Here is a 21,273-nt window from a genome sequence, read left to right as displayed (position 1 = left end):
AGATGGCCATGGGAACCGAACGACTCGTCGTCGATCCGCTCACCCGGATCGAGGGCCATCTGCGCGTCGAGGCGCAGCTGGACGAGACCGGGAACATCACCGGCGCCTATTCCTCGGGGACGATGGTGCGCGGGATCGAGATCATCCTGAAGGGCCGCGACCCGCGCGACGCCTGGGCCTTCGCGCAGCGCATCTGCGGCGTCTGCACGCTGGTGCACGGCATGGCCTCGGTCCGCTCGGTCGAGGACGCGCTGGACTACAAGATCCCCGTCAACGCCCAGCTGATCCGCAATCTGATGATCGCGGCGCAGTATGTGCACGACCATGTCATGCACTTCTACCACCTGCACGCGCTCGACTGGGTGGACGTGGTCTCGGCGCTGAGCGCCGACCCGGCGGCGACCTCGCAGCTCGCACAGTCGATCTCGCCCTACGAGAAGTCGAGCCCCGGCTACTTCGCCGATGTGCAGAAGAAGGTGAAGGGGCTGGTCGAGTCCGGCCAGCTCGGCATCTTCGCCAACGCCTATTGGGGGCATCCGGCCTACAAGCTGCCGCCCGAGGCGAACCTGATGGCGGTGGCGCACTACCTCGAGGCGCTCGCCTGGCAGCGCGACGTGGTCAAGCTGCATGCGGTGTTCGGCGGCAAGAACCCGCATCCCAACTTCGCGGTGGGCGGCGTGCCTGCGGCGTTCTCGGGCGGCGCCGGCGGCTCGGGGGCGACCGCGTTCAACGATGTCGGCCTCCAGCAGGTCAAGACCGTCATCGAGCAGATGCAGCGCTTCGTCGATCAGGTCTACGTCCCAGACACGCTGGCGATCGCGTCCTTCTACAAGGACTGGTTCGAGCGCGGCGAGGGCGTGGGCAACTTCCTGTGCGTCGGCGACTTCCCGACGCCGGGGCCGCGGGGCGACATGTCGGGGCTGTTCCTGCCCGCGGGCGTCATCCTCGACCGCGACCTGTCGAAGGTCGAGCCGATCGACCTCTACGACGACAGCCAGATCCAGGAATTCGTCAGCCACGCCTGGTACGACTACTCGGTCGGCAAGAACACGGGTCTGCACCCGTTCGACGGCGAGACGACCCTCAACTACACCGGGCCGAAGCCGCCCTACACGCAGCTCGACGTCGATCAGGACTATTCCTGGCTGAAATCGCCGCGCTGGAAGGGCAAGCCGATGGAAGTCGGCCCGCTCGCCCGCGTGCTGATGCTCTATGCGACCGGCCACGAGCCGACCAAGGAGCTGGCGGGCTATGCGCTGTCCACCCTCGATCTGCCGCTGACGGCGATGTTCTCGACCATGGGTCGGACGGCGGCGCGCACGCTCGAGAGCAAGATCATCGCCGATCAGATGATGATCTGGTACGACGACCTCGTGGCCAACATCCGCGCCGGCGACCGCACGACCTTCAACACCGCGCTGTGGAACCCCAGAACTTGGCCGGACCAGTGCAAGGGCGTGGGCTTCCTCGAGGCCCCGCGCGGCGCGCTGACCCACTGGTCGGTGATCGAGAACGGCAAGCTGTCGAACTATCAGGCGGTCGTGCCGAGCACGTGGAACGCCGGACCGATCGACGCGGAGGGCCAGCACGGGCCTTACGAGGCGGCGCTGATGGACAACCACCAGCTCGCAGTACACGACCAGCCGCTCGAGATCCTGCGCACCATCCACAGCTTCGACCCCTGCCTCGCCTGCGCGGTGCACATGGTCGGGCCGGACGGCGAGCCGGGGGTGACCGTGCAGGTCTCCTGACGGCCCCGAAGCCGGCGGCGGAGGCTTCTCCGACCAAGGCGCCGCAGACTTAAGTTCTGCGGCGCCGCCGCGCATGGCGCATCGCCGCACCGACCTAAATCCGGGTCGCCGACGCCGTACGCGTCGGCGATGGTCTTTTGAAAGGACTTGAAGAAATCAAAGTTCGTCGCCCGCGCGCGCGGGCAGGGAGATCGCCATGGACGACGCCGCCTTCACCGCCGGGCGCGACAGCGCCGCCTCTGACGCGCAGGCCCATGACGGCTTCATCTCCGAAATCGCCGGAGTGTTGCCCCCCGAAGCCGTGATCACCGACCCGCTGCGCCGCTTCGCCTACGGGACCGACGCAAGCCTCTACCGTCTGACCCCCCGCGTGGTGGTCGCGCCCGCCGACGAGGAGGAGCTTCAGGCGGTGCTCGCCGCCGCGCGTCGCTGGAAGACGCCGGTGACTTTCCGGGCCGGCGGCACCAGCCTGTCGGGGCAGGCGATCACCGACAGCGTGCTGGTGCGCATCGGTGCGCCGTGGCGGCGCTGGCGCGTCGCTGCGGACGGCTCCGCGATCACGCTGGGGCCGGCGGTGATCGGCGCGCAGGCCAACCGTCTGCTCGCGCGTCACGGTCGTCGCCTCGGCCCGGACCCGGCCTCCATCGACAGCGCCCATATCGGGGGCATCGCCGCCAACAACGCCTCCGGCATGTGCTGCGGCACTGCCCAGAACAGCTACCGCACGCTCGCCTCGATGCGGGTCATCCTCGCCGACGGCTCGACGCTCGACACCGCCGACCCGACGAGCCGGGCGGTGTTCACGCAGCGGCGCAAGGACCTGCTCGACGGGCTCGTCGAGCTGTCGGACGAGCTGCGCGCCGATGTCGCGCTCGCTGAGCGGGTGCGGCGCAAGTTCTCGATCAAGAACACCTGCGGCTACAGCCTCAACGCCCTGATCGACTTCGACGACCCGATCGACATGCTCCAGCATCTGATGATCGGCTCGGAGGGCACGCTCGGCTTCATCTCCGAGATCACCTATCGCACCGTCGACGACCCCGCCTTCAAGGCGACCGCGCTGGTGGCGTTCGAGGATGTGCGCGCCGCCGCCGAGGCGGTGATCGCGCTCGCTCCGCACGGCCCCGACGCCGTCGAGTTGATGGACCGCGCGACGCTGCGCAGCGTCGAGGGCAAGCCGGGCGTGCCGGAGGAGCTGTCGGCGCTGCCCGACGCGGCGGCGTCGCTGCTGATCGAGACCCGCGCCGGCGACGCTGCGGCGCTTGCCCGCAAGATCGCCGAGCTGGAGGCGACGCTGGCGCCATGCCGCACGCTTGGGCCGGTCGCCTTCACCGACGATCCGGTGCGCTGCAAGCAGCTTTGGTATGTGCGCAAGGGGTCCTTCCCCTCGGTGGGCGCGATGCGCGCCACCGGCTCGACGGTCATCATCGAGGATGTTGCGGCGGACGTGTCAAAGCTCGCCGAACTGACGCTGGGGCTGCAGGCGCTGTTCCGCAAGCACGGCTACGACGACGCCATCATCTTCGGCCATGCGCTGGCGGGGAACCTGCATTTCGTGCTGACGCCGGACTTCGCCGCGCCGGGCGCGGTGTCGCGCTACGCCGCCTTCATGGACGATCTGGCGGCGCTGGTGGTCGGCGAGCTCGACGGCGCGCTCAAGGCCGAGCACGGGACGGGGCGCAACATGGCGCCTTTCGTCGAGATGGAATGGGGCGCGACGGCGACCGAGCTGATGCGCCGGCTCAAGCGGCTGTTCGATCCAGAGGGGTTGCTCAACCCCGGCGTCATCCTCAACGACGACCCGCAGGCGCATCTTCGCGACATCAAGCCGATGCCGCCCGCCGACCCGCAGGTCGACCGCTGCATCGAATGCGGTTTCTGCGAGCCTGTCTGCCCCTCGCGCGACTACACGCTGACGCCCCGCCAGCGCATCTCGACGCTGCGCGAGATGGCGCGGCTGCGCGACACGGGAGAGTCCCCGCAGAAGCTCGCCGAGTTCGAGGCGGCCTTCGACCTTCAGGCGATCGACAGCTGCGCCGTGGATTCGCTTTGCGCCAAGGCCTGCCCGGTGGGGGTCGACACCGGCGCCATGATCAAGGGCATGCGCAGCCGCCGCTGGGGGGCGCTGGCCCCGCGCGTGGCCGGGCTTGTCGGGCGCAATTACGGCGCAGTCGCCTTCATCGTGAAATATGCGCTGGGCGCGGTGGACATCGTGCATCGGTTGCTCGGCACGCGCACGCTCGGCGCGATCACCGGCGGCGTGCGCAAGCTGTCGGGGAACCGCATCCCGCTCTGGACGTCCTCGATGCCGGGGGCCGGCGGCCTCGCCCGCCCGCGCCTGCCCGCCGAGGGCAATCGCCCGCGCGTCGTATATTTCCCGAGCTGCGCCAGCCGCGCCATGGGGCCTGCGCGCTACGATCCAGAGCGCGGTTCGCTCTCGTCGAAGGTGGTCTCGCTGATGGAGAAGGCCGGTTACGCCGTGGTCTATCCCCAGGGCGTCGGCAAGATGTGCTGCGGCCAGCCCTTCGAGAGCAAGGGGCTCATGAACGAGGCCGACCGCAAGGGCGACGAACTTGAGAAGGCGCTCTGGGCCGCGAGCCGCGAAGGCCGCGACATGGTGGTGTTCGACACCAGCCCCTGCGCCTTCCGCGCGATGAAGCGCCGCCGCGCCGACATGCGGCTGTTCGACCTGCCCGATTTCTTGCACGACCACGTCCTGCCGAAGCTGGAGGTCACGCGGCGCGAGAAGACGGTCGCCATCCACCCGACCTGCTCGACGCTCAAGCGCGGCGCGGAGGGCAAGCTCGCCGCCCTCGCCGCCGCCTGCGCCGAGGAGGTGATCCGTCCGACCGAGATCAACTGCTGCGGCTGGTCGGGCGACCGGGGCTTCACCCTGCCGGACCTCAACAAGGCGGCGCTGGCGGAGTTGCGCGGCGCGCTGCCCGAGGGGGTGACCGAGGGTTTCTCGTCGAGCCGCACCTGCGAGATCGGCCTGTCGCATCACAGCGACCGGCCTTATCGCTCGATCGCCTATCTGCTCGACCGCTGCACCGTCGCGAAAGGGCCGTTCCCTCAGCCCTGACCCATCAGGCGCGGCAGCGCCGCCTCGTGCGCGGCGCGCAACTCCGCCAGCGCGACGGTCTCGGCGCCGAGCCGAAGCGCCGCATCCGCTTCGGATGCGGCGTCGACGGCGCCGATCTGCCGGGCGGTGATCCCGGCCTCGGCCGCCAGCGCCGTGACGCGGGCGGCGTCGTCCGGCGCGCAGGCGACCAGATAGCGCGCCTGATCCTCCCCGAAGAACCAAGCGAGCGGCGGCAGGAGCGCGTCGGCCTCGAGCGCGAACCCGCGCCCGGCCGCCAGCGCCATCTCGGCGGCGGCGACGGCGAGCCCGCCATCGGAGAGGTCGTGCGCGGCGGTCGCCAGCCCATCCGTCGCGAGCGCCCGCACCAGCGCGCCCGTCCGCTTCTCCGCGCCGAGATCGACCGGCGGCGGCGGGCCTTCGGGGCGGTCGAACAGCTCCGCCAGCAGCGCCGACTGGCCCAGATGCCCTAGGCTCTCCCCCAGCAGCACCAGCGCGTCCCCGGGTCGCGGCGCGATGCGCAGCATGGTCGCGTAGTCCGCCATCAGCCCCACGCCGCCAATGGTGGGCGTGGGCGGGATCGCGGCGCCGTCGGTCTCGTTGTAAAGCGACACGTTGCCCGACACGATCGGAAAGTCGAGCGCCCGGCACGCCTCGCCGATCCCCCTGATGCAGCCCACCAGCTGCCCCATGATCGCGGGCTTCTCGGGATTGCCGAAATTGAGGTTGTCGGTCGCGGCCAGCGGAGTCGCCCCCACGGCGCACAAGTTCCGGAACGCCTCCGCCACCGCCTGCTTCCCGCCCTCGACCGGATCGGCGAGGCAGTAGCGCGGCGTGACGTCGGAGGTGAAGGCCAGCGCCTTGCGCGTCCCGTGCACGCGCACGACGCCCGCATCTCCGCCCGGAACCGCCAGCGTGTCGGCCAGAACCTGCGCGTCGTACTGCTCCCATACCCAGGCGCGCGAGCCGAAATTGGGCGTCCCCATCAGCCGCAGCAGCGCCTCGCCCGGCGCGATCTCGGGCAGGGGGCCGAGCGGTTTCGGCGCCGGGCTCTCGACCCAGGGCCGGTCGTATTCCGGCGCTTCGCCCGACAGCGCCTTGAGCGGCAGGTCGGCGCGGACCTCGCCCTTGTGGCGGATCAGGAAGCGGTCCTCGGGGATCGTCTCGCCCACGATGGCGAAGTCGAGATCCCATTTCTCGAAGATCGCCCGCGCCTGCGCCTCCTTCTCGGGGCGCAGCACCATGAGCATCCGCTCCTGACTCTCCGACAGCATCATCTCATAGGCCGTCATCGCCGCCTCGCGGCAGGGCACGGCGTCGAGGTCGAGCGCGACGCCCAGATCGCCCTTGTCGCCCATCTCGACCGCCGAGCAGGTCAGCCCCGCAGCCCCCATGTCCTGAATGGCGATCACCGCCCCGCTCGCCATCAGCTCGAGGCACGCCTCGAGCAGCTTCTTCTCGGTGAACGGGTCGCCCACCTGCACGGTCGGGCGCTTCTGCTCGATCGTGTCGTCGAACTCCGCGCTCGCCATGGTCGCGCCGCCGACGCCGTCGCGCCCCGTTTTCGCGCCGAGATAGACCACGGGCCGCCCCACGCCCGAGGCGGCGGAGTAGAAGATCGCGTCGGCCTCCGCGATGCCCGCCGCGAAGGCGTTGACGAGGCAGTTGCCGTCATAGCCGCGATGGAAGCGCAACTCGCCCCCCACTGTCGGCACGCCGAAGGCGTTGGCGTAGCCGCCGATCCCCGCCACGACGCCCGCCAGCAGGCTGCGGGTTTTCGGGTGGTCGGGCCGCCCGAAGCTGAGCGCGTTCATCGCCGCGATGGGCCGCGCGCCCATGGTGAAAACATCGCGCAGGATGCCGCCGACGCCTGTCGCCGCGCCCTGGTAGGGCTCGATGTAGGAGGGGTGGTTGTGGCTCTCCATCTTGAAGATCACCGCCTGCCCGTCCCCGATGTCCACCACGCCGGCGTTCTCGCCGGGACCGCAGATCACCTGCGGACCCGTGGTCGGCAGCGTGCGCAGCCACTTCTTCGACGATTTGTAGGAGCAGTGCTCGTTCCACATCGCCGAGAAGATGCCCAGTTCGGTGAAGCTCGGCGTGCGGCCGAGCAGGCGCAGGATGCGCTCGTACTCGTCGGGCTTCAGCCCGTGATCGGCGGCGAGCGCCTGATCGACCTGCGGTTCGCGAAGCTCGGCGACTGGGGGTGTCATTCGGGCGCTCCCTCGGCGATGGGCCGGGCGTCGCATCGCGCGCGGGCGCCCGGCTGTCAAGCGCGGGCGAGGCCCGTGGGCTGCACCACCGGCCCCTCCGGCCCCCAGTCCAGATGCGCGCGCACGCCGTAGATGCGGGCGAGCAGCTCCGGCGTCAGCACCTCGCGCGGCGGGCCTTCGGCGGCGACGCGGCCCGCATCCAGCAGGATCAGCCGATGGCACCAGCGCGCGGCCAGCCCCAGATCGTGCAGCGAGGCCATCACCCCGCGCCCCTCTGCGGCGAGTGCGGCGAACGCCTCCATCAGCGCGATCTGATGAGCGGGGTCGAGGCCCGCAGTCGGCTCGTCGGCCAGCAGCAGCGGCGCCTCCTGCGCGAGCGCACGGGCGATCAACGCGCGCGCCCGCTCGCCGCCCGACAGCTGGTCGGCGGGGCGGTCGGCGAACTGGGCGACGTCCATCCGCGCCATCGCTGCGTCGACGGCGCGCGCGTCCCGCGCCGTCGCGGGACCGGCGCGATGCGGCGCGCGCCCAAGCGCCACCAGCGCGCGGACGGGCAGGGGCCAGGCGATCTCGCGCTCCTGCGGCGCCCAGGCGGCGCGGCGGGCGCGCTCGGGCGGGGCGAGGCGGGCGACCGGGTCGCCGCCGAGCAGGCGGTCGCCCTGCGCCGGGATAAGCCCCAGCGCGGCGCGCATCAGCGTGGATTTGCCGGCCCCGTTCGGCCCGATCAGCCCGACGAACGCGCCGCGCGCCAGCGCCAGCGTCACGCCCCGCACCGCCTCCCGCGCGCCCAGCTTCACGCGCAGATCGCGCAACTCCAGAAGCGGGCTCACGCCAGCCCTCCCTTTCGGCTGCGCAGCACGAGCCAAAGGAAGAACGGCGCGCCGACCAGCGCCGTCAGCACGCCGAGCTTGAGGTCGCGCCCCGGCGCGATCACCCGCACCGCGACATCGGCCGCGAGCAGCATCGCCGCGCCGCCGAGGGCCGAGGCCGGCAGAAGCCGCGAGGGCTGCGCGCCCACCAGCGGCCGCAGCAGATGCGGAACGACCAGCCCGACGAAGCCGACTGCGCCCGCCACCGCCGTCGCCGCGCCGATGCTCGCCGCCGTCCCGATCACCGCGGCGAGCCGCAGCCGGTCGAGCCGAACGCCGAGCGAGGCCGCGGCGTCCTCGCCCAGCGTCAGCGCGTCGAGCCCGCGCCCGAGGCCAGCCAGCAGCGCCCAGCCCAGCGCCATGAACGGCAAAGCGAGCTGGACATGCAGCCAGGAGCGGTCCGACAGCGACCCCAGCATCCAGAACACGATCTCGACCGCCGCGAAGGGGTTGGGCGAGAGGTTGAGCGCGAGCGAGGTCATCGCGCCGGCGAAGCTGGTCACCGCGACGCCCGCGAGGATCAGCGTGATCGTGGAGGCCGCGCCGCCCGCCATCGCCAGCACGACGAACACCGCCAGCAGCGCCCCCGCCAGCGCCGAGAGCGGGAGGGCGAGCGGCAGGCTCGCCGCGAGCCCCGTATGGATCGCCAGCACCGCCCCCAGCGCCGCCGTGGACGACACGCCGATCAGCCCCGGTTCGGCGAGCGGGTTGCGCAGATAGCCCTGCAGCGCCGCCCCCGACAGGCCGAGGGAGGCGCCGATGGCCAGCCCCAGGATCGCGCGGGGCAGGCGGATCTCGCGCATCACCAGCGTCGCCGCGTCGCCTTCGCCCGCGAGCAGCGCGCCGAGGCTCTGGTCGAGGCTCAGGCCCGCCGGCCCGGTCAGCAGCGAGGCGCAGAACAGCGCCGCCGCGATGGCGCCGAGCGTCCAGAGCAGCAGACGGAAGCGGCGGTCCGAGGTCACTGCGCGCCGCGCGCCGCCAGCAGCGCGGCCACCGCCTCCAGCACGAAGGGCGCGCCGCAGACCTGCCAGCGCTCCTCCACCACCGCGCCGCCCTTCGCGTCGAGCGCGCGCAGCGCGGGGTGTGCGGCGCTCTCATAGGCGCGCCCGTGCCGGCCCTGCGAGATGGCGCGCGTGCGGATCAGGAAGGGCCGCGCCATCACCAGCGCCTCTAGTTCGATCTGCGCCGTGCTGGTCAGGCCGAGCGCGGCGGTGGCGTTGTCGAGCCCCGCGGCGTCCATCGCGTCATGCGCGAGGGTGCCGGCGCCGGAGGTGTAGTTGTTGGGATAGTGATAGGCGCCGGCTTGGCGGGGCAGGTCGCGGGCCTGCGCCGCAAGCGCGGCCAGCCCGGTCTCGAACTCGGCGACGAGCGCCTCCGCCTGCGCCGCGCGGCCCAGCAGCCGTCCGATCTCGCGGATGAGGACGGGGATGTCCGCGAAGCCGGAGGCTGCGGGGAGGAGGGCCACCTCCAGCCCCAGCCGGCGCAGCATCGCGACCGTCACCGGGTCGGAGAACGCGCCGGCGAGCACCAGATCGGGGCGCGCGAGGAAGACCTGCTCCGCCGAGCCCGAGTTGAGCGGATAAGCCCGCGCCTGTTCCGCCATGTTCGAGGCCTCGGGCCGCGCCGCCCAGTCCGACACGCCGACGAGCTGGCCGGGCGCGGCGAGGAGCATCGCCAGCTGGTCGGCGCAGAGATTCATCGACACGACGCGGGCGGGGGCGGCCTGCGCCGGAGCGAGCCCGAGCCACAGGGCGCAGAATGCCGCGATCGCCCCGAAAGCGCGCCGCCGCGGCGGCTCAGTCCTCCGCGCCATCCTCGGCGATCCGCGCCACGCTGACCACGCGCTCGCCTTCGGCGATGTTGAGCACCCGCACGCCCCGCGCCGCGCGCGACATGGCCGAAATCTCCGAGGCCGCGCAGCGGATCGACTGGCCGCGGTCGGTCACCAGCATGATCTGGTCCTCCGCGCCCACCGGCCAGGCCGCCACCACTTTGGCGGCGCTGCGGTCGGGGTCGTTCTTGCGGGGGCTGAGATCGGCGGCGATCACGCCTTGCCCGCCGCGCCCGCGCAGCGGGAATTCGTGGCTCGAGGTCCGCTTGCCGAGGCCCTTTGACGTGATGGTGAGGATGATCTCCTCCGCCGCCGACATCTCCGCATAGCGCTCCTGGCCCAGCGCGATGTCGGCGACCGCCGCGTCCTCCTCGGCCTCCACCGGCGCGTCCTCGTCCTCCGGCGCGCCGCCCTCGACCGCGCGGCGCATCTTGAGATAGGCCGCGCGCTCCTCGGGGCTGGCCTCGAAATGGCGCAGCGTCGCCATCGACACCACCTCGTCGCCGGCGCCGAGCCGCACGCCGCGCACGCCGGTGCTGTCGCGCCCCGCGAAGACCCGCACATCGGTCACCCGGAAGCGGATCGCCCGCCCGTTCGCCGTGCTCAGGATCAGGTCGGTGTCCTCGTCGCAGATGCGCGCGCCGACGAGGCGGACGCCCTCCGGCAGCTTCATCGCGATCTTGCCGTTGCGCATCACGTTGGTGAAATCCGACAGCCGGTTGCGCCGCACGTCGCCTTCGGACGTCGCGAACACGATCTGGAGGTTGTCCCACTCCTCCTCCGGCGCATCCACCGGCATCATCGCCGCGATCGATACGCCGGGCGCCACCGGCAGCACGTTGACCACGGGCCGCCCGCGCGCGTTGCGCGACCCCAGCGGCGCCCGCCAGGTCTTGAGCTTGTAGACCATGCCGTCGGTCGTGAAGAACAGGATCGGCGTGTGCGTGTTGGCGACGAAGAGGGTGGTGACGAAATCCTCCTCCTTCATCGCCATGCCGCCGAGGCCCTTTCCGCCGCGCCCCTGCGCGCGATAGTCGGCCAGCGGCGTGCGCTTGACGTAGCCGCCATGGGTGATGGTGACGACCATGTCCTCGCGCTCGATGAGGTCCTCGTCGTCCACCTCGCCTTCGGCCTCGACGATCTCGGTGCGCCGTGGCGTCGCGAAAAGCTCCTTCACCTCCGCGAGCTCCGCCGAGATGATCGCCATGATCCGCTCACGCGAGCGCAGGATGTCGAGATAATCGACGATCTTGCCGGCCAGTTCCGCCAGCTCGTCGGTGACTTCCTTCACCCCCAGCGCCGTCAGCCGCTGCAACCGCAGTTCGAGGATCGCGCGCGCCTGCGTCTCGGACAGGTTGTAGGTGCCGTCTTCGTTCATCTTGTGGCTGGGGTCGTCCACCAGCTGGATATAGTCGGCGATGTCCGCCGCCGGCCAGCGCCGCGCCATCAGCTTCTGGCGCGCCTCCGCCGCATCCGCCGACGCCCGGATCGTCGCCACCACTTCGTCCACATTCGAGACGGCGACGGCGAGGCCGCATAACACATGGGCCCGCTCGCGCGCCTTGCGCAGCTCGAAGGCGGTGCGCCGCGCCACCACTTCCTCGCGGAAGCGCAGGAAGGCGCTCAGGATCGTGCGCAGATCCATCTGCTCGGGCCGCCCGCCGTTCAACGCCAGCATGTTGCAGCCGAAAGAGGTTTGCAGCGGCGTGAAGCGGTGCAGCTGGTTCAGCACCACTTCGGGCGTCGCGTCGCGCTTGAGTTCGATCACCACCCGCACGCCGAAGCGGTCGCTCTCGTCCTGCACATGGGCGATGCCCTCGATCTTGCGGTCGCGGGCGAGTTCCGCGATCTTCTCGATCATCGCCGCCTTGTTGACCTGATACGGCATCTCCTCGACGACGATGGCGTAGCGGTCCTTGCGGATCTCCTCGATCTTCGACTTCGCCCGCATCACCACCGAGCCGCGCCCGAGGTGATAGGCCGCCCGCGCGCCGGAGCGACCGAGGATCACGCCGCCGGTTGGAAAATCGGGGGCGGGGATGTGCTCCATCAATTCCGCGACCGACAGCTCCGGGTTGTCGATCAGCGCGAGGCAGGCGTCGACCACTTCGCCCAGATTGTGCGGCGGGATGTTGGTCGCCATGCCGACGGCGATCCCGCCCGAGCCGTTGACCAGCAGGTTCGGGAAACGCGCCGGCATCACGACGGGCTCTTCGTCCTGTCCGTCGTAATTGTCCTGGAAGTCGACCGTTTCCTTGTCGAGATCCGCAAGCAGATAGGACGCCGGCTTGTCCATGCGCACTTCGGTGTAGCGCATCGCCGCCGGGGGGTCGGCGTCCATCGAGCCGAAATTGCCTTGCCCGTCCAAGAGCGGCAAGCGCATCGAGAAATCCTGCGCCATCCGCACCAGCGCGTCGTAGACAGACTGGTCGCCGTGCGGATGGTATTTGCCGATCACGTCGCCGACCACGCGGGCGGACTTGCGATAGGGCTTGTCGTGGGTGAAGCCGTTCTGGTGCATCGAGAACAGGATGCGCCGGTGCACCGGCTTCAGCCCGTCGCGCAGGTCGGGGATCGCGCGGCTCACGACCACGCTCATCGCGTAGTCGAGATAGCTGCGCTTCATCTCGGCCTCGACCGAGATGGTGGGGCCGTCATAGGCGGGGCGGTCGGGGCGCTGCGGGCCGTCCGCGCCCTCGGTCGGGTCGTCCTCGCTCACGGTGGTCTCCTGCTCGCGGGCCTTGCGGCCTCTCGGGCGCGACTATAGGCGCGCGCGCCGGGGCGGGCAATGCGAGGGAGGGGGGCGACGCTCGCTCACGCTGCCGCCTCCAGCGTGCGGGTCGCCGGCCCGTCGGCCTCGCGCCCCTGGGCGACGAAAGCGCCGGTGGAGGGATCGGCGGCGAAGACGAGGCGGGTGCGGTCGTTGAGCACGGGGGGTCGCAGCCACGGGAGGGCCGGGTCGAGCGTCAGCGCGGCGGCGGCCATCGCGTCGAGGCGGCGAGGGTTGTCGTCGCCGCGCGGCAGGCCCTTCCAGCCGGGCGACTGCCAGGCGTTCACGGCGCGCGCGGGGCCGTCGATCACATGGGCGGTATCGGGGCGGCGCTCGATGACGCAACTCTCCTCGGGGCGGACCCCTGCGAGCGTGAAAATGGCGCCGGCGGCGACGGGCGTCTCGGACAGCATCCTGCGGGCGGCGGCGAAGTCGGGCGCCGTCTCGAAGACGCGGCGCAACAGATGCGAGGCGGTCGGGTGCGGCCTGCGCCAGACTTTTCCGCGCGCGGCGACCCAGTCGAGCGCGAACAGCCCAGTCGGTCCGTCGAGCGGCGCCTGATTGAGCGCAGCCGCGAACCGGCCCGGCGCCACGGCCTGAAGGACGCCAGCGTAACCCGGCCAGGTGAGGGTCAGCCAGCGCCCGAGCGGACTGGCGACCCGCACCGCCATCACATACCGCCCGAGGCCCGGATCGGGCCAGTCGAGCACACGCAGAAGGCGCGCCGACGCGCCGTCCGGCGAAGGGCCGGCGGCGCAGCTGCACCCCCACTCGTAGCTGACGTTGAGGTAATGCGCGCCGGGCCGGCCAATGATCGCGGCGATGCGGTCGAGTTCGGCGAGTTGCGGCGCGCGGTGGCGGGCGAGCCAGCGCCGCGACACCGCGTCGGCCATGCGGATCGCCGCCGTCGGCAGGCTCCCCGCCCCGGCCTCGATCAGCGCGTGGGCGCGGTCGGCATGAGTTCGAAGCGTCTCGACAACCCAGTCCTCGCCGGCCTCGACCAGCGGGATCTCGGGGAGGTCCGCGCTCATGGACCTGCCTGCGCATGGGCGGCCTTCAATGAGACCACCTCGGCGAGCATCGCCTCCGCGTCGGCGCGCTGGGCGCGGATGTGGTCGAGATGCAGTCGCGACAGCCGCCGCTCGGCGTCGCCGCGAACGCTGGCCAGCGGGTCGCGGACCGCTTCGTGCCGCGCCTCCTCGGCGGCGTAGCGGTCGATGAACCAGCGCAGGTTGGTCTCGAGATCGACATGGCGCGGCTCCTCCATCAGCGCCATGGTCGCCTGAGTCGCCGGCATCCAGAGCAGCGACTGCACCGCGAAGAGCTGGAAGTCGGGCACGAAGAGCGCGTTGTCGCGGATCGCGGGCAGGAACTTGACCACGGCGCCGTGGCGGGTGGGCGTCCAGCCCCATTCGTGCAGCGCGTCGCGCACATGGCGGTCGCGCGCGACCTGAGGCGCCGACAGCGGACCGTCGGCGCCGAGCAGCGCGAGATTGACGAACTCGTTGGCGGGCACGGCGAGGTTGAACAGCGCGCGCAGCTTGACTTCGCCGACCGAGATCGGCCCCCAGAAATTCGCCGCCGCCAGCGCGTTGCGGACGGTGTGCACGCAGTTGTGGTTGAACAGGCTCCAGTTGTAGTCGGCCTCGCCCTCGGCGTATTCGCGGTTCTTGTCGTTGAGAAAGGCGATCGCCTCCTCCAGCGCGGGCTCGGGGATGGGCACGCGCGCGCAGAACACGTTGCGGGCGTAGCGCAGCGCGAAATCGGTGCCGACGGAGTGCGAGCCGATATAGGCGGCCAGATCCTCGCGCGTGGCGGCGCTGTAGGGGGCGTGGAGTTCGACGCCGCGGAAGAGGCCTGCGTCGATGGCGTGCTGGACAGTTTCGTCGAGGCGCTCCTGCGTGAGCCGCTCGTCGGGGGCGACGAGGCCCTCGAAAGTGAGCGCGCGGCCCGGCACGGCGATCCAGTTCACGTTGCGGAAGAAGCGTCCGACGCTGACGCCCGCGCCATGCTCGGGGTCGGTCGAGGTTTCGGCGACGCTCGCGCAGCGGCGGAGTTGGGGAAAGGGCGCCTCCTCGTCCACGCAGGCGCCCTTGAGATAGATGATGGCGTGGCCGAACGGATTGCCGCCGCCGCCGACCTGCTTGCGCCACTGGCTGGTGGCGCAGATTTCGGCGTAATAGGGGATGACGGCCTCGTATTCCTCGTCGGGCGCGAGTTCGGGGATGACCGACTCGGCCGAGATGGTCAGGCGCGCCGCCAGTGTCGCGAGCGGCGTCCAGCCGGTGAGAAACCAGATCAGGCCGAGGGCGGCGAGCGTCGCGCCGATCCGGATCGGCCAACGCCATTGCGACCGCGTCGCAGAGCTCTCTCGCATGACCTTCGACCTCCTGGTGGCGTCGGAGTTGTCCCCGCTCGCGCGCAAGGACGCAAGCGGGATCGCGAAGGTCGGCGCGGTGTCGCGGAACCGTCGCGCGTTCGCTGGTTGGAAACCGTCGGCGTTCGGCGTAACATTCTGCGGCAAGACGAAAAACAGGAACGGGGGAGATATGTTATGAGCGACGCCGCGCAATCCGCCGCGCAACCGCAGGCGCTGGACCCGCTGAGCGAGAGCCTCGGCAGATCGTTCTGGCAGGTGGGCGCGATCACCTTCTGGACGCAGCTTTTCATCGCGATCCTGCCGGTCGCGGTGATCTCGGGCATTTTCGCCTCGATCCCCAACGCCCAGTCGCCGGGCTCGTCGCTGAACTTGCTCGGCTACATGTCCGCGCTCGGCTTCGCGATCCTGCTGTTCACGACCTTCTGGGCGTGGCGGCACATGAAGCGCGGGCGTCGGCTCGAGGAAGGCGGCGAGCGCGCCGATCCGCCGAAGCTGGTGCGCGCGGTCTGGGTCGGCCTTGTGGCCAGCAGCGTCGGTATCCTCTTCTCGCTGGTCGTGCTGACGGCGGAGGTGGTCTATCTGCTCGTGCGCTTCCTCGAAGCCCCGCAGGCGGGCGCGATGGTGGTGCAGACGGCGGAGGCCGGCGCGACGTGGATTTCCGCGCTCGATATGCTCGGGCTGATGACCCTCGCGCTGACCATCGGGGCGGAGATCATCGTGCTTGTGTCGGGCCTCTGGCTGCTCTACCGCGTGACGTCGCGCGCTGCGCGCGCCGACTGAACCGACTTCACCCCGAGCAAGCCCGTCAGAGGATCGCTTCAATGGCCGACCTGATCGCCGTCGAATTCGACGACGCCGCCTCCGCCTTCGACCTGCGGGCGGAGCTGGTGAAGTTCCAGAAGGAATATCTGATCGAGATGGAGGATGTGGTCGTCGTCACCCGCGAGGCGGGGGGCGACGTGAAGCTGCATCAGGCGGTGAACCTGACGGCGGCGGGCGCTGCGGGCGGCGCGATGTGGGGCGCGCTGATCGGCTTGCTGTTCCTCAACCCGCTGGTCGGCGCGGCGGTGGGCGCGGGCGCGGGCGCGATCTCGGGGCGGCTGACCGACATCGGGATCAACGACGACACGATCCGCGAGATGGCGAACGGGCTGCCCGAGGGCGGCTCGGCGCTGTTCGTGCTGGTGCGGCGGGTGACCGGCGACAAGGTGCTGGAGCGGCTCGGCGCTTTCCGCGAGAAGGGCCGGGTGATCCACACCTCGCTCAGCGGCGAGCAGGAAGCCAAGCTCAAGGCGCTGATCGAGAAGCCGGCCGGCGCCTGAGACCCGGCGCAGGGGGCGCCCGGGATGGGCGGGGCGGATCGTCGGCTCGCGAACGGCGCCTACGCCGTCGCGCTGGCGCTGATGGTCGGCTGGATTCTGTTCGTCGGGCGGGGGCTGCTGACGCCAATCGTGGCGGCGGTGCTGGCGGTTTTCGTCATCACCGGCCTGTCCAATCTGCTGACCCGCATCCCCCGCCTCGCCGCCCTGCCCGGCTGGGGGCGCGACCTGATCGCAGCGGGGCTGATCGTGTTCCTGCTGGTCGAACTCGTCGCGCTCGCCATCGCCAACATCGGGGCGCTGGCCGCGCGGGCGCCGAACTACCAGACGGCGCTGCTCGACGCCTTCCAGCGCATCGCGATGTTCCTCGACCTCGACCATGAGGAGGCGCTGCGCGAGCTGCGGGCCGAGACGGCGCGGGTGCTCAACCTGCCCTCCTTCCTGCGCGCCGCCGCCGGATCGATCGCGGCGATGCTGGCGGTGCTGGTCTTCGTGTTGCTCAACATCGGCTTCCTCATGGTCGAGCGGCGGGACTTCGTGGAGAAGCTCGGCAAGCTGGGGCTGGAGCCGGCGCAGCGGGCGCGGCTCGGCGAGGTGCTCGACGACGTGAGCGCGCGGGTCGGGCGGTATCTGGCGGTGCAGACGCTGCTCAACATCGCGCTGGGCGTGCTGTCCTGGGCCATCATGCGGGCCTTCGGGCTGGAGTTCGCAGTGGTGTTCGCCATCGTGATCGCGGCGCTGAACTTCATCCCCTATTTCGGCTCCTTCATCGGCGTCGCCTTCCCGGTGGCGGCGGCGCTGGTGCAGTTCCCAGAGCCGGGCGCGGCGGTTTGGCTGGCGATCTGGCTGGCGGGGGCGCAGTTCCTGATCGGCAACATCGTCGCGCCCAAGGTGATGGGGGATTCGCTCAACCTCAGCCCCTGGGCGATCCTCGTGGGGCTGACCTTCTGGACGAGCCTGTGGGGCGTGGCGGGGGCGGTGTTCTCGGTGCCGATCATGGCCGTGGCGGTGGTGGTGCTGTCGGAGTTCGAGAGCACCCGGCCCTTCGCGGTGATGCTGTCGCGCAAGGGCGAGCTGGGCGCCCCGCGCGGGTAGGTGCCGGAGGGTTCGGGCGTGACCGACAAGGCGAGCTATTACAAGCTGTTCTCGGCCTATCTTCTGGCGCTGCTGGGCACCGGCGTCGCCGTGGTCGCGCTGTCGCTGCTGGCCTACGAGCTCGCGGGCGAGGCCGATGCGCCTGCGGTGATCGGGGCGGCGCTGTCGATCAAGACGCTGGCCTATGTGCTGGGCGCGCCGCTCGCCGCGGCGCTGACGGCGCGGGCGGCGCGGCGGCCGCTGATGATCGGGCTGGATCTGCTGCGCGCGGGCGCGCTGCTCGCCTTGCCTTTCGCGAGCGAGATCTGGCAGCTCTACGCGCTGATCGCGCTGTTCTCGCTCGCTTCGGCGGCCTTCACCCCCGCCTATCAGGCGAGCGTGCCGCTGTTGCTGCCCGAGCCGGGGGACTACGCGCAGTCGCTCGCGCGCTCGCGCATCGCGCAGGAAGTGGAGGGCGCCATCAGCCCGCTGGTCGCCGCGGCGCTGCTGATCGCGCTCAGCCCACGCGGGCTGCTGATCGCGACCATGGCGGCGTTCCTGCTCTCGGCGCTGCTGGTCGCGCGGGCGCGTCTGCCGCGGGGCGCGCGCGAAGGGGCGGCGGTCGGGCCAGTCGCGGGGTTCCGCATCCTGCTGTCTGCGCCGGCGCTGGCGGGGCTCGCGCCGCTCGCGCTGGGGGTGGGGGCGGCGACGGCGATGATCACGGTCAACACCGCGCCGCTGGTGCTGGGGAAATTCGGCCTCGAAGGGCGCTGGGCGGCGGCGGCGCTGGCGGCCTTCGGGCTCGGCGCGGTGATCGGCGCGCTGATGCTGCCGCGGCTGATGGCCGAGCGCGGGGAGCGCGCGCTGATGCTCGCAGGCGGCGCGACCATGGCGGGGGCGCTGGCGCTCTCGGCGGGCGTGTCGCTCTATGGCAGCCTGCTGGCGCTCTGGGCCGTGGCCGGGTTCGGCGCGGCGATGGCGCAGGCGCCGGCGGCGGCGCTGATCCGGCGGGCTGCGCCGGCGGACAGCCGCCAGAGCGTCTATGCGGCCAATCTCGCGCTCGGGGCGCTGGCGAGCGGCGCGGGCTATGCGGCGGCGGGCGCGCTCGACGTGGCCGTGTCGATGCAGGTCGCCTCGCTGGTCTTCGCGGGCGTCGCGACCGTGGCGACGCTGGTCGCGGCGCTGGTCTGGCCAGCGCCCGGGACGCTGCGCGCAGGCGCGGCGTGAGAGGCGCGATTGCGCCGAATCGTTATGGAGTCTATTGCGCCGCACAACGCTTGATCGGAGACATGTCGAGATGACAGACGCCAAGGGCGCCGCCCCCCGCGAGACGCTGCTGATCGACCTCGCCCTGCAAGGCGGCGGCTCGCACGGGGCGTTCACCTGGGGCGTGCTCGACCGGATGCTCGAAGCGCCCTGGATCGAGATCGAGGGGATTTCCGGCACCTCCGCCGGCGCGATGAACGCGGTCGTCCTCGCCCATGGCATGGCGACGGGCGGGCGCGAGGGAGCGCGGGCGGCGCTGGCGGAGTTCTGGCGGCGCGTCTCGCGCGCTGCGGCGATGAGCCCTTTCCAGCGCACGCCGCTCGACAAGATCATGGGGCGCTGGACGCTCGACAACTCGCCCGCCTATCTGGCGGCGGATCTGATGGCGCGACTGATATCGCCCTACGCCATCGGCATGGGCGACTACAATCCGCTGCGCGACCTTCTGTGCGACATGCTCGATTTCGAGGCGATCGCGAACGGTCCGGTCAAGCTCTTCATCACCGCGACCAATGTTCGGACCGGGCGCGGGCGGGTGTTCCGCCGGCACGAGATCACGCCGGAAGTGCTCCTCGCCTCGGCCTGCCTGCCGACGCTCCACAAGGCGGTCGAGATCGACGGCGAGGCCTATTGGGATGGCGGCTTCTCGGGCAATCCGACCATCACGCCGCTGGTCAACGAATGCGACGCGCATGACGTCGTGCTGGTGCAGATCAACCCCGTCGAGCGCCCCGGTGTGCCCAAGGACGCGCGAGACATCCAGAGCCGCCTCAACGAGATCTCCTTCAACGCCACGCTGCTCAAGGAGCTGCGCATGATGGCGCTGCTGCGCAAGGTCGTCGACGCAGGCGCAGGCGAGGGCGCGCTGTGGGCCGACATGCGCATGCACCGAATAACGACTGACCTGATGGTCGAGCTCGGCGCCTCTTCGAAGCTCAACGCGGAATGGGCGTTCCTCGAAATGCTGCGCGACGAGGGCCGCCGCGCCACCGAGGCCTTCGCCGAGCGCCATCGCGCGGACATTGGTCTGCGCTCGACCTTCGACATCGAAGACTTCATCCGCGGAGCTTGAACCATGGGACTTCTGGGTATTTTCGTCGCCTTGTCGGCGATGATGTTCTTCGCTTTCCGCGGCTGGACCATCCTGATGCTGGCGCCCATCGCGGCGCTGATCGCCGCGGCCTTCGCCGCCGAGCCGCTGCTGGCGCATTGGACTCAGACTTTCATGCCCGCCGCCGCGGGGTTCGTGGCGCAGTTCTTCCCGCTCTTCCTGCTCGGCGCGCTGTTCGGCAAGCTGATGGACGACAGCGGCTCGGTCGGCGCCATCGCCGACCTGATGACGCGCAAGCTCGGGCCGTCGCGCGCGATCCTCGCGGTGACGCTGGCGGGCGCGCTGGTGACCTATGGCGGCGTGTCGCTGTTCGTGGCGTTCTTCGTGATCGCGCCGATGGGGCTCGCGCTGTTCCGCGCGGGGCAGGTGCCGCGGCGGCTGCTGCCGGCGACGCTGGCGCTCGGCACCTCGACCTTCACCATGTCGGCGCTGCCGGGCACGCCCGCGATCCAGAACGCGATCCCGATGCCGTTCTTCGGGACCGACCCTTTCGCCGCGCCGGGCCTCGGGCTGATCGCCGCGCTGGTGATGTTCGGGATGGGGATGCTCTGGCTGACGCAGGCCTTCAAGCGGGCGCAGCGGGCGGGCGAGGGCTTCGACGGCGCGCGCGGCGCAGGCGACCCGGCGGCGCCGGCGCAGGAGGCCGCGCAGGATCTGCAGGTGCGCGAGCTCGCCAGCACGGCGCGCGAGTTCGACCCCGCCGAGATCGACCGCGGCGCGCGTTCGGCCGCGCAACCCGGCCCGCTGGTCGCCATCGCGCCGCTCGTCGTGGTGATCGCGGTCAACCTGATCCTGTCGCAGCTCGTGCTGCCGCGCATCGACGCGGGTTTCCTCGCCGAGGAGCGCTGGGGCGGCGTGTCGCTCTCGGCGGTGGCGGGGGTGTGGTCGGTCGCAGCGGCGCTGGCGGCGGCGATCCTCGTTCTTGTGGCGCTGAACTTCCGGCGGCTGGTCGATCTGCGCGCCTCGGTGGACGCCGGCGCCAACGCCTCGGTGCTGCCGGTCCTCAGCGTGGCGAGCCTCGTGGGCTTCGGCGCCGTGGTGGCGGCGTTGCCGGCCTTCGAGATGGTGCGCGATTGGGTGCTTGGCATCGGCGGCGGGCCGCTGGTGTCGCTGGCGGTCGCGACCAACATCCTCGCAGCCCTCACGGGTTCGGCTTCGGGCGGCATGACCATCGCGCTCGAGGCGCTGGGCGGGACCTTCATGCAGATCTCAGCCGACACCGGGCTCGACCCCGCGCTGATGCACAGGGTCGCCGTGATCTCCTCCGGCACTCTCGACAGCCTGCCGCACAACGGCGCTGTTGTGACGATGCTGGCGGTGTGCGGCTGCACCCATCGCGACAGCTATCTCGACATCGTGATGGTCGCGGTGGTAGGGGCGCTCGCGGCGCTGGCGGTGGTGATCCTGCTCGGCGGTCTGGTCGGATCTTTCTGACGCGATTGGGTCGCCCCGGGGCCTTGCGCCCCGCCGGCCGCCCCTGTAAGCGTCCCCCACCATCGACAGCCGAGCTGCGGAGAGGTGCCGGAGTGGTCGATCGGGGCGGTCTCGAAAACCGTTGTGGGGGCGACCCCACCGTGGGTTCGAATCCCACCCTCTCCGCCACTTGCCCT

16 protein-coding genes and 1 tRNA gene are annotated in these 21,273 nt (G+C 71.1%); 10 read left to right on the top strand and 7 right to left on the bottom strand.

Going from position 1 to position 21,273, the window contains the following annotated elements; genetic code table 11:
- Positions 1 to 2: 2 nt before the first annotated feature.
- Both V7Q31_RS02840 and V7Q31_RS02835 read left to right on the top strand, forming a co-directional pair.
- Positions 3 to 1,751 (top strand): nickel-dependent hydrogenase large subunit, encoded by a 1,749-nt coding sequence (locus tag V7Q31_RS02840; RefSeq protein WP_333832156.1) that lies wholly within the window; start codon positions 3 to 5, stop codon positions 1,749 to 1,751.
- Between the two features lie 196 nt (positions 1,752 to 1,947).
- Entirely contained in the window at positions 1,948 to 4,833 is a 2,886-nt protein-coding gene (locus V7Q31_RS02835) for an FAD-binding and (Fe-S)-binding domain-containing protein (RefSeq protein WP_333832155.1), read from the top strand.
- On the opposite strand, the gene purL is transcribed toward V7Q31_RS02835, so the two are convergent.
- From purL to V7Q31_RS02800, 7 genes are all read right to left on the bottom strand, one after another.
- Positions 4,824 to 7,043: a phosphoribosylformylglycinamidine synthase subunit PurL gene (gene purL / locus V7Q31_RS02830; protein WP_333832154.1), complete on the bottom strand. Its 2,220-nt coding sequence runs from the start codon at positions 7,041 to 7,043 to the stop codon at positions 4,824 to 4,826. The genes V7Q31_RS02835 and purL overlap by 10 nt on opposite strands.
- A 56-nt stretch (positions 7,044 to 7,099) precedes the next feature.
- Positions 7,100 to 7,873 (bottom strand): ABC transporter ATP-binding protein, encoded by a 774-nt coding sequence (locus V7Q31_RS02825; protein WP_442976323.1) that lies wholly within the window; start codon positions 7,871 to 7,873, stop codon positions 7,100 to 7,102.
- Positions 7,870 to 8,874 carry a FecCD family ABC transporter permease gene (locus V7Q31_RS02820; RefSeq protein ID WP_333832153.1) on the bottom strand — a complete coding sequence of 335 codons (1,005 nt, stop codon included), beginning with the start codon at positions 8,872 to 8,874 and terminating at the stop codon, positions 7,870 to 7,872. Before V7Q31_RS02820 ends, V7Q31_RS02825 begins: the two co-directional genes overlap by 4 nt.
- Positions 8,871 to 9,725, bottom strand: a complete 855-nt coding sequence (locus V7Q31_RS02815) for an ABC transporter substrate-binding protein (protein ID WP_333832152.1) — start codon at positions 9,723 to 9,725, stop codon at positions 8,871 to 8,873. The genes V7Q31_RS02820 and V7Q31_RS02815 overlap by 4 nt, the downstream gene beginning before the upstream one ends.
- A complete protein-coding gene (gene gyrA, locus V7Q31_RS02810; RefSeq protein WP_442976324.1) occupies positions 9,709 to 12,369 on the bottom strand; it encodes a DNA gyrase subunit A in 2,661 nt (886 codons plus the stop codon). The genes V7Q31_RS02815 and gyrA overlap by 17 nt, the downstream gene beginning before the upstream one ends.
- 188 nt (positions 12,370 to 12,557) lie before the next feature.
- On the bottom strand, positions 12,558 to 13,544 hold the full coding sequence (locus tag V7Q31_RS02805; RefSeq protein WP_333832151.1) for a hypothetical protein: 987 nt from the start codon (positions 13,542 to 13,544) through the stop codon (positions 12,558 to 12,560).
- Complete coding sequence (locus V7Q31_RS02800) at positions 13,541 to 14,890, bottom strand: hypothetical protein (protein ID WP_333832150.1); 1,350 nt, start codon at positions 14,888 to 14,890, stop codon at positions 13,541 to 13,543. The genes V7Q31_RS02805 and V7Q31_RS02800 overlap by 4 nt, the downstream gene beginning before the upstream one ends.
- Here V7Q31_RS02800 and V7Q31_RS02795 point away from each other — a divergent pair.
- The 8 genes from V7Q31_RS02795 (at position 14,889) to V7Q31_RS02760 (ending at position 21,265) form a co-directional block, all read left to right on the top strand.
- Positions 14,889 to 15,071: a hypothetical protein gene (locus V7Q31_RS02795; protein WP_333832149.1), complete on the top strand. Its 183-nt coding sequence runs from the start codon at positions 14,889 to 14,891 to the stop codon at positions 15,069 to 15,071. The two genes, V7Q31_RS02800 and V7Q31_RS02795, sit on opposite strands and share 2 nt — an antisense overlap.
- The gene (locus V7Q31_RS02790; RefSeq protein WP_333832148.1) at positions 15,068 to 15,673 is read left to right on the top strand and encodes a DUF3611 family protein; all 606 of its coding nucleotides are present in this window, start codon (positions 15,068 to 15,070) and stop codon (positions 15,671 to 15,673) included. The genes V7Q31_RS02795 and V7Q31_RS02790 overlap by 4 nt, the downstream gene beginning before the upstream one ends.
- Positions 15,674 to 15,714: 41 nt before the next feature.
- Complete coding sequence (locus V7Q31_RS02785) at positions 15,715 to 16,215, top strand: DUF1269 domain-containing protein (protein ID WP_333832147.1); 501 nt, start codon at positions 15,715 to 15,717, stop codon at positions 16,213 to 16,215.
- Between the two features lie 24 nt (positions 16,216 to 16,239).
- Positions 16,240 to 17,307 carry an AI-2E family transporter gene (locus tag V7Q31_RS02780; protein WP_333832146.1) on the top strand — a complete coding sequence of 356 codons (1,068 nt, stop codon included), beginning with the start codon at positions 16,240 to 16,242 and terminating at the stop codon, positions 17,305 to 17,307.
- A gap of 18 nt (positions 17,308 to 17,325) precedes the next feature.
- Positions 17,326 to 18,513, top strand: coding sequence for an MFS transporter (locus V7Q31_RS02775; protein ID WP_333832145.1), 1,188 nt, complete (start codon positions 17,326 to 17,328; stop codon positions 18,511 to 18,513).
- A 70-nt stretch (positions 18,514 to 18,583) separates the two neighbouring features.
- Positions 18,584 to 19,624 (top strand): patatin-like phospholipase family protein, encoded by a 1,041-nt coding sequence (locus V7Q31_RS02770; RefSeq protein WP_333832144.1) that lies wholly within the window; start codon positions 18,584 to 18,586, stop codon positions 19,622 to 19,624.
- Between the two features lie 3 nt (positions 19,625 to 19,627).
- Positions 19,628 to 21,097: a GntP family permease gene (locus tag V7Q31_RS02765; protein WP_333832143.1), complete on the top strand. Its 1,470-nt coding sequence runs from the start codon at positions 19,628 to 19,630 to the stop codon at positions 21,095 to 21,097.
- Positions 21,098 to 21,175: 78 nt separating this feature from the next.
- Positions 21,176 to 21,265, top strand: a tRNA-Ser gene (locus V7Q31_RS02760).
- The last annotated feature ends 8 nt before the right edge of the window (positions 21,266 to 21,273 follow it).

This window comes from Rubrimonas sp. (assembly GCF_036788415.1).
Lineage (GTDB): Bacteria > Pseudomonadota > Alphaproteobacteria > Rhodobacterales > Rhodobacteraceae > Rubrimonas.
Note: the sequence above shows the minus strand (reverse complement) of the source record. Positions and strands in the feature narration are given on the sequence as shown.